The organism is Bradyrhizobium sp. (assembly GCF_004799405.1).
Classification (GTDB): domain Bacteria; phylum Pseudomonadota; class Alphaproteobacteria; order Rhizobiales; family Xanthobacteraceae; genus Bradyrhizobium.
Genome location: NZ_SSMW01000034.1, coordinates 1 through 7,775 on the forward strand (window position 1 = coordinate 1; position 7,775 = coordinate 7,775).

12 protein-coding genes and 1 tRNA gene are annotated in these 7,775 nt (G+C 59.3%); 7 read left to right on the plus strand and 6 right to left on the minus strand.

The window, feature by feature from the left end:
* A partial coding sequence (locus E7813_RS06145) for a tetratricopeptide repeat protein (RefSeq protein WP_291571903.1) occupies positions 1 to 406 on the minus strand: 406 nt, incomplete at its 3' end.
* Between the two features lie 224 nt (positions 407 to 630).
* Here E7813_RS06145 and E7813_RS06150 point away from each other — a divergent pair.
* The 4 genes from E7813_RS06150 to E7813_RS06165 all read left to right on the plus strand — a co-directional run bounded on the left by E7813_RS06150 (position 631) and on the right by E7813_RS06165 (position 3,077).
* Positions 631 to 960 carry a hypothetical protein gene (locus E7813_RS06150; protein ID WP_291571905.1) on the plus strand — a complete coding sequence of 110 codons (330 nt, stop codon included), beginning with the start codon at positions 631 to 633 and terminating at the stop codon, positions 958 to 960.
* 263 nt (positions 961 to 1,223) lie between these two features.
* Positions 1,224 to 1,625 carry a hypothetical protein gene (locus E7813_RS06155; RefSeq protein ID WP_291571908.1) on the plus strand — a complete coding sequence of 134 codons (402 nt, stop codon included), beginning with the start codon at positions 1,224 to 1,226 and terminating at the stop codon, positions 1,623 to 1,625.
* Between the two features lie 322 nt (positions 1,626 to 1,947).
* On the plus strand, positions 1,948 to 2,658 hold the full coding sequence (locus tag E7813_RS06160; protein WP_291571909.1) for an outer membrane beta-barrel protein: 711 nt from the start codon (positions 1,948 to 1,950) through the stop codon (positions 2,656 to 2,658).
* A 179-nt stretch (positions 2,659 to 2,837) separates the two neighbouring features.
* Positions 2,838 to 3,077 (plus strand): DUF6719 family protein, encoded by a 240-nt coding sequence (locus tag E7813_RS06165; RefSeq protein WP_291571910.1) that lies wholly within the window; start codon positions 2,838 to 2,840, stop codon positions 3,075 to 3,077.
* A gap of 41 nt (positions 3,078 to 3,118) precedes the next feature.
* Here E7813_RS06165 and E7813_RS06170 read toward each other — a convergent pair whose 3' ends face one another.
* A complete protein-coding gene (locus E7813_RS06170; RefSeq protein WP_291571912.1) occupies positions 3,119 to 3,373 on the minus strand; it encodes a hypothetical protein in 255 nt (84 codons plus the stop codon).
* 440 nt (positions 3,374 to 3,813) lie between these two features.
* Here E7813_RS06170 and E7813_RS06175 point away from each other — a divergent pair, with 440 nt between their 5' ends.
* Both E7813_RS06175 and E7813_RS06180 read left to right on the plus strand, forming a co-directional pair.
* Positions 3,814 to 4,182 (plus strand): hypothetical protein, encoded by a 369-nt coding sequence (locus E7813_RS06175; RefSeq protein ID WP_291571913.1) that lies wholly within the window; start codon positions 3,814 to 3,816, stop codon positions 4,180 to 4,182.
* Entirely contained in the window at positions 4,179 to 5,039 is an 861-nt protein-coding gene (locus E7813_RS06180; RefSeq protein WP_291571915.1) for an alpha/beta hydrolase, read from the plus strand. The genes E7813_RS06175 and E7813_RS06180 overlap by 4 nt, the downstream gene beginning before the upstream one ends.
* On the opposite strand, the gene E7813_RS06185 is transcribed toward E7813_RS06180, so the two are convergent.
* The 4 genes from E7813_RS06185 to E7813_RS06200 all read right to left on the minus strand — a co-directional run bounded on the left by E7813_RS06185 (position 5,029) and on the right by E7813_RS06200 (position 6,691).
* On the minus strand, positions 5,029 to 5,421 hold the full coding sequence (locus E7813_RS06185) for a hypothetical protein (protein ID WP_291571917.1): 393 nt from the start codon (positions 5,419 to 5,421) through the stop codon (positions 5,029 to 5,031). The two genes, E7813_RS06180 and E7813_RS06185, sit on opposite strands and share 11 nt — an antisense overlap.
* A gap of 193 nt (positions 5,422 to 5,614) precedes the next feature.
* Positions 5,615 to 5,689: transfer RNA gene (locus E7813_RS06190), tRNA-Thr, on the minus strand.
* A gap of 110 nt (positions 5,690 to 5,799) precedes the next feature.
* Positions 5,800 to 5,952 (minus strand): hypothetical protein, encoded by a 153-nt coding sequence (locus tag E7813_RS06195; RefSeq protein WP_291571919.1) that lies wholly within the window; start codon positions 5,950 to 5,952, stop codon positions 5,800 to 5,802.
* Positions 5,953 to 6,448: 496 nt separating this feature from the next.
* Positions 6,449 to 6,691, minus strand: coding sequence for a PilZ domain-containing protein (locus E7813_RS06200; RefSeq protein ID WP_291571921.1), 243 nt, complete (start codon positions 6,689 to 6,691; stop codon positions 6,449 to 6,451).
* A gap of 407 nt (positions 6,692 to 7,098) precedes the next feature.
* Between E7813_RS06200 and E7813_RS06205 the strand changes: the two genes are divergently transcribed.
* The gene (locus E7813_RS06205; protein WP_291571923.1) at positions 7,099 to 7,260 is read left to right on the plus strand and encodes a Flp family type IVb pilin; all 162 of its coding nucleotides are present in this window, start codon (positions 7,099 to 7,101) and stop codon (positions 7,258 to 7,260) included.
* Positions 7,261 to 7,775 lie beyond the last annotated feature (515 nt).

The following is a 7,775-nucleotide window of genomic DNA, read 5'->3' on the forward strand; positions in this document are numbered from 1 at the left end:
ACAGCCCGTAATACTGCCAGGTCTTGACGTGATTGGGATCGGCCTTCAGCGCGCGCTCGTACCAGATCTGCGAAACCTTGTAGTCGCCGAGCTTGCGATAGGAGTAGCCGATCAGGTTGGCGACATCAGCGCGGTCATCCTGGCCGAGCGCCTTCAATTGTCCGATAGCGGAGGCATAATCGTTGCGGTCGTAAATCGTGACGTAGGCCGCGCGATAACCCTGAATGAATTTGGGATTGTCGATGCTGGAGCTTTTGTCGGACTTCTTCTTTGCCTTCGTAGTACCCGAGGCCGGCGGCGACGGATTGTCGTTGCCCGAGGCATGGGCGGTGGTGATCAGCGGTATTGCGATCAGCGCCATCGAATACACCGCCAGCGCCAAAAGCCTGATTGCAAGTTTGCTCATGCGTCTCTCCTGAATTCCGATGGGACGATCTTATAACGAACCCCGCTGATTGAACACCCGTTGCGAGCGAACATTCCCCGGGCAATGACCTCAATTTGAAGGATTCTGGCGAACCTTGGGTGAGGTGCGCGCGGGACGAACATGACCAACATGTCATCCAGATGAACGAAGTCCATCGTTGCGCTTCAGAGTGGGTTCAGCGCGGGGCGTCTAAGGTCGCAAGCATGATCGACGAGCCCGGCCATCCGACCGGCCACCTTGCGATCTCGAAACAGGAGACGACCATGTTGAAGACCATTTCCGCCGCGTTGCTCGCGGTTTCCGTTCTTGCCGCCCCCGCTTTCGCCGCCAACGCGGGCAAGGATACCCAAGCGCCGGTTATCAAGGCCGTGCAGGCGAAGACCAGCGTGCTGAACGCCAATGCCAAGATGGGCCGCCATCATCACAAGCATTTCCGCCATCATCGTTCCCACAAGCGGATGGGCGCGCTCAAGACCCGGCAGTTCTCGAAGGTTACGACCAAGCACATTGCGCCCGCTACCAAGCGCGGCTGAAACTGATCCGCGGTCTGGCTCGATCCTCATTGCCCGGGCTGGTCCTGGCGGCTACCAGACCCGGCCCGCGCCATTGCTTCCCCAATGGTGACGGGCCGGAGCCGCGGCCGGGATGAAGAATCCAGGCCGGTCCGGTAACCGAGATACGAATTCCTTTCCGTCGGCTGACGGTTTAGGGTTTGCCAACGGGCACTCGCCGGCGGCAGGCGGCAGGCGGCAAACGACTGACAGGCAAACTGGATTTGGGGATATCAGCAAAGCATGTGGCAATCCTGCTGCTGCCGATCGGGCTTGCGGCCTGCGCGAGCAGCGACGAGTCCAGGCCGATTTCCTATACCGACGATCGCGGCGTCGCCAATCAGCCATATCCCAACAATTATCGCGCCGAAGTGCTGGCGTTCATGAGGACCTATCTCAACAATCCTGTTGGCGTGCGCGACGCCGCGCTGGCGGAGCCGATGCAACGCACGGTCGGCGGCCGGCTGCGCTATGTCACTTGCCTGCGTTTTACCCCGCGCGAATCCGACGGCAGTTATCACGACTTGCGTGAACGTGCCGTTGTCTATGTCGATGGCCGGCTGGATCATGTGGTCGAGAAGGCCGGGGACACCTGCGCCGGCGCGGCCTACGCGGCATTCCCCGATCTGGAAAAGATGACGCGCTGACCAGGCGATTTTCCGTGGAATCGTCGCCGCGTCCGCCGGGCCATTTCCGGGGCAAATCGGCCCGGGATGGCAGTTAAATCGGCTCGGGAACTCCGATCACTTTTCGGAGAGGCCCCAAACCTGAATGGCGCCTCAATCGACGCAATTTAGGCCTGCAAGACGGCCTTTGGCCCGCAAAAATCAAATCGCCAGGGAACGAAACGGCAAGTTGCCGCCCGGTCACAGTTACGAACGATGCGTGTTCGGCATCGCCGCGAAGCAACCAAATTGAGGCCACGTTGTTTGATGAGGGTCGATCGCGACCAGTAACGGGGAATCACTCATGAAGAAGCTTCTGATCGGCACAGCCGCCTTGATGGCGTTTGCCGCTCCGGCGTTGGCGGCCGACCTGCCGGCGCGAACCTATTCCAAGGCTCCGGTCTATACGCCGCCCGAAGCCATTTATAACTGGACCGGCTTCTATATTGGCGGCCATGTCGGCGGTGCGTTTGCAGGCGACAACAGCTTGCTGGGCAGCTCCGCACGGTTCCTCGGCGGCCTGCAGGGCGGCGCGGACTACCAATTCGCGACGAACTGGGTGGTCGGTGCCGAAGCCCAGTATAGCTGGTTGAACGGCAACAATAACGGCGTGCTGTTCCCGGGCGGCACCCTGGTGACCACGAAAGCCGATCAACTCGGCTCCGTCACCGGCCGGTTCGGCTACACGTGGGGTCCGGCGCTGCTCTACGCCAAGGGCGGCTACGCCTGGCGCGACAACAACAATCTCGGCGTCAGCGTCGGCGGCGTGCCGGTGGCCTTCGCCACCACAGGCAATCGCCAGGACGGCTACACGGTCGGCGCCGGTCTTGAATACATGTTCGCGCCTAACTGGTCGGCCAAGGCCGAATACCAGTACTACAATTTCGGCAGCACCACCTTCACGGCGGGTACGCCCGAGATCATCGGCGCCCGGCTCCGCGACGACGAGCATACCGTCAAGCTCGGCATCAACTACCGCTTCGGTTGGGGCGGCCCGGTGGTCTCGCGCTACTGACGCCGATTTCGGATGAATCGATGCAAAAGGCCGGCTTGACGCCGGCCTTTTTGCTGGAATCGCGCCGGCGAGGCGGGCAGGGGGCCCGGTGCAGCCGACCTGGAAAATAATTTTCGCGCGTCGTGAAACTTTCGAGCGCCATCGGTTATTATGAATTCGCCGGCTGGTGGACAACGAACATGCGTGTTGTTTGGTTAGGGCTGATTTTTGCCGCGGTTGGGTGGCCGTGTTGTGCCCAGACCGTGCTGAAATCCGAACCGTTGATCCTGGCGCCCTACGAGGTCGCCTTCGTGCAGGACGCTTCGTGTCCGACCGGCAAAGTGCTCAAGGTCACCGGTGCGATCAGGGGCCTGCACCGCCGGAAGGTCTGCGTGACGCTTGCCAGCGCGCAGGCTTCGCTGGCGACCGCCACGCCATAAACGCCACTTGCCGGGATGATCCCGGGTTCACTAATATAGTTTCAGGAATACAGTTGAAATTCGAGTTGCTCTTCGCGTTCGGCCTCGGCCTGGTTTTCCACGGGATCCTCCTGCGGGTCCGGCCGGCAGGGCCTGATCTCGTAGTCGTTGTCGAGTACCGGCTGGGGTGACGGCTTTTCCTCGTCCGATACCGCGTCGACCACGAGACCGCTGTGCAGGGCGAGCTTCCAGACATCCGCTTCGGTCGGATAGGCCTTGCTGAGCTTGGCTTCATTGCAAAACAGCGCGTAGGGCATCGGGTTGCTCCGCCAAACCCCCTCAACGCGCAAGGCTCATTTGGGTTTCAGCCGAGGGGTATGACATCACGCGAATCGTGATCGCAAGAACTCCATGCTGTTTCCTGTCAAGCAAACCCCGGAATTACCCGGTCGTGCCGGAGTCCCTGAGTCGTAAACGAGTCCTGAATCCGGGCGGAAAATGGCAAAAAATATTGCGCGAGACTCTGCGGCCAGAATCGCCGGATGTTTCGCCCGTCATGAAAACGATCCCAAAAACCTCCGGCGGCCCGGTGCATATCGCGCTTACCGTCGGCCTGTTGGCGGCCTGCGCGGCAAATCTGATGCTGGTATGCGCCTGGCTTTAGGCGATTGACGCCGCGATCAATCCCCGCATCATGCGAGCGAGGCGCGAAGCTGCGGCAAGCAGCGATTTGCCGGGTGCGGGGGGAGGCGCGAAGATGATCGAGACGCTGCAGGAGAGGGTCAATGCCGATGAGTTGCTGGTCCGGCGCGGGCGGTATCTGTCGACGACGCTGCTGCTCGAAATAGGCTCGGCTGCATGGCTGATTGCCATCTTCGAAGGCCGCATCGTGTCGGTGACATCGGGGCCGTTCGTGATGTCGTCGTCGTCGTTTGCGCTGCGCACCTCAAAGGAGGAATGGGAAAAATTCTCGAGCAGCCGGCCGCCGCCCGGCTCCAACGACCTGATGGCGCTGATCAAGCGCCGTGTGCTCAAGGCTGAAGGCGACCTTCAAATCTTCATGGCCAACCTGCGCTACTTCAAGGAGGCGTTCGCCAAGCTGCGACCGGCACGGGCTGTGGCATGACCGCGCAATTCGAACCGATCGTCGGACGTTACATGCATCTCGACTTGTTCGGGCGCAAACATCGCATCTATGTCGAGGAGGCCGGCCAAGGCACCCCGCTGCTGTGTCTCCACACTGCCGGCGCAGACGGGCGTCAATACCGGGCGCTGATGAATGACGAACGCATCACGCGCCGTCACCGCATCATCGCCTTCGACATGCCCTGGCACGGCAAGTCGTCGCCGCCCTCGGGCTGGCACAACGAGGAATATCAGCTCACTTCGGCGCACTACACCACGATGATCCTGGAAATCGTGGCGGCGCTCGGGCTTGACCGGCCGATCCTGATCGGCTGCTCGATCGGCGGACGGATCGCGCTGCATCTGGCGCTTGAACACCCCGAAAACTTTCGCGCTATCATCGGCTTGCAGGCCGGCGCGCATGTCGATCCCTATTACGACCTGAATTTCCTGCACCGCCCCGACGTTCACGGCGGCGAAGTCTCAGCCGCCATCGTCTCGGGACTGGTCGGGCCGGACGCGCCTGACAACGAGCGCTGGGAGACGCTTTGGCATTACATGCAAGGCGGTCCCGGCGTTTTCAAGGGCGACCTGTATTTCTACAAGCTCGATGGCGACATCCGCGGCCGCGTCGCGCAGATCGATACGCGCCGCTGCCCCCTGTTTCTGCTGTCCGGCGAATACGATTATTCCTGTACGCCGCAGGAAACGCTGGATGTGGCGAGAAGCATTGCCGGCAGCGAGGTCACGATCATGAAGGGCCTCGGTCACTTCCCGATGAGCGAGAACCCGCAGGAGTTCCTAAAGCACTTGCTGCCGGTACTGGAGAAGATCAGCCGGATCGGGATCAACGGCTGACCGGCCGGGAAGGGGGCGGCGCGGTGTCGTTCCGGATTGCCGCGCGGGCCTTGGCGAGCGTGGCGCTGAAATATTCCTCGCGCTCCCGGTCAAACCGCTCCTGGTGCGCGCGAAAGCTCTCGATCCGGGCCTGTATCTCGGTTCGGAAGTCGCTCGCGGGGGCAATCCCTGAAACCGGGGCGCTGACCGGAAAGGTGTTGTGCGGCGCGACAACAGGCCGCTCGAATATTTCCCTGATTTCGGCCGCTGCGGCCTCAACATGAGGCGACGCCGCCGGCATTTCGTCCGGTACGGCCTCAACATCTGTCTTCTTGCCAGCGACCGATTGAACAAACGCCAGCGTTTGCGCGATTAAAAGATCGCGTTCTTTTTTCCAGTCCATTGCGCACCTCAGCCCACAGCATTCGAACGCAGGAATTTTCCGGAATCAAGGGGCGTGCTTTGATGTTCGGGAATGCCGCCGCAGTTTCATTCGAGCGGTGATAAAACTGTTACACTTTGCAGCGGAAATGCGCCGCGATCATCGCCAAATAATCTTGTGGAAATGTCGGATAACGATTTGACTTTGATTTGAATGGTGCCGGTTGAGAGGATTGAACTCCCGACCTTCGGTTTACAAAACCGCTGCTCTACCGCTGAGCTAAACCGGCGAACCCAATGATTTGAATCACTTAGAAAAGAACAAAAAGAATTTGCCTCTTTTTTGCCTCTCCCGTTTGGAGGGAGCGCGCCGTCAAATATCAGAGTTGGTCGGTTGGTGCTAGGCGACCTGGCGCTGCTCGATGAGCTGAAATTCGAGGTCTTCGACGAGCTGCGCCAACCGTTCGCGCGTGAGCCTATCGTTCGGCTCCAACGCCAACCGGCGCGCCTGCGCGAGCCTTCTATTGAGTTCTTCTCGATCCCTGTGGGTCATTCCAGTGCTCCTGCCCAGTAGACGGGCGGACCTCTAAAATGTTCACAGAGACCTTCACACACCGTTAATTCTTTGTGACCTACCGCACACCGAGCCAACACCACCGTGCCAGGTGTGGACGCCATTCCGGGGCTAGGGTCCGGTTGCCGAGGAAGTTTTTTGAGGTCGCGGCGGCGGGACAGGTCTCGCCAGGGTTACGGGTTGGCTGTGGCTCTGCCGAACCCGCTTTTTGCCTACGCGCAGCCGTAGCGGAGATAAGCAGCAGTTCGAGGTTCTATTTGGGGTCGTCGTTATCAAGACCGCCATTGATCTCTACGATGCAGGCGGCGACCGCCGCCTCCCGCGTCTGGAATTTCATGTTACCGACCACCTTTGGACCGGCCTCTATCTTTGGATAGATTTTCCAGTGCCACCAAGACGGAGGGTACTCCTCTACGTCAAAATCAACCCCGCGATGCTTAATGATAGGCTCCTGCTTTTCGGAAGCATGCTAATTCTAATCAGCGAAAATTACGCCAATCCGGTTTTCCTTGCGCCAGATGATACGGCAAGTCTGACGTTCGTTGCTGCTCGCAATGTTCAGCGTGATTTCGTGGGGAATGCCAACCGGACTCGCAACGTCGAGCGCTGCTCCGATCGGGGACAAGTTGCGAATTGTGCAATCGACCCCGCTGCCGTCGAACTCAATCGTTCCGGCCTTAAAAACCCGTTGTCGCTGTGCTGCGCGCCGCTCGTTCATTTCTGCCACATTGAGCTAAGAATTTTAAGGGCCTGATGAAGGAGGCTACCGAAATCAGGCAGCACACGAAAACGAATTGGTAACCGTCATCGATCGGCGCCAGGCCATGGCGCATCAAAGCGCTGCCGGAAACGCCGCGCAAATTATCAATAGGCTGTGGCTCGGAACAAGCACGTGACGCTGCTGGTCGCGGGTGTGGAAAACGAATCGAGCGGGGGGTAGATCCTTATTGTGGGTTCATCCGGACGAGGAGCGGCGAAGATGGGGCGGCCATTTGGCAAGGTTTGCTTAACGCTATCGGCTCTCTTGGTCTCATGCCTAAAAGTGTCCAATAAAATTTAACGCGCTTTAGGTGGGTGTCCCCTCGAATGGGTGCTCCTAAACCTAAGGGCAGGAGAATAAGTCTGATGCGTACCTTTGCAAAGTTCTTAGCTGACGAATCCGGCGCCACTGCCATCGAATACGGCCTGATTGCGGCCGGCATTGCGTTGGCGATTATCGCCGTGGTCAACGGTCTTGGCACCAACCTGAACGCCAAGTTTACCTCGGTCAACAACTCGCTGAAATAAGAAAAAATTCCTCTTCACAGGGGAAAGGTTTTCGAATTTCCATACCGCCGTGTCCCGACAGACACGGCGGTTTTTTGGCCTGCGAATACACGATTCGACGGGGAATTCGTCCTTCGCCTTCACTTCTTCGCCTCAAGCCCAATTTCGACCAAGCGGCGGATGGCTTCAGAACGATCCAGCTTCACATCCTGACGTGCGATCCAATCATGGACTGACAGCATTTCGTATTCAGTCCACTGCGGGTTTGGGCTGGCAGCTAGCGCTCTTTGTGCCATCCCTTTCGCGACTGCGACGGACGCCGTCGGCCTTCTTCGTCCGCTTCCGTTTGGCGTAGTTGCGCAGCAGAATCGCCGGATCATCCCCGATACGCTGGGCCGCGGTGTGCACCGGCGGTGCGATGTCCGGTGTTGGAGGGTGGTCTCAACCGGTTGACGCAACACTTTATCTTAGAGGGAAAGGATGGAGTGTGGGATGGAACGGAGATTTCATAGAGGGTTTACTGCGGCGGAGAGGAC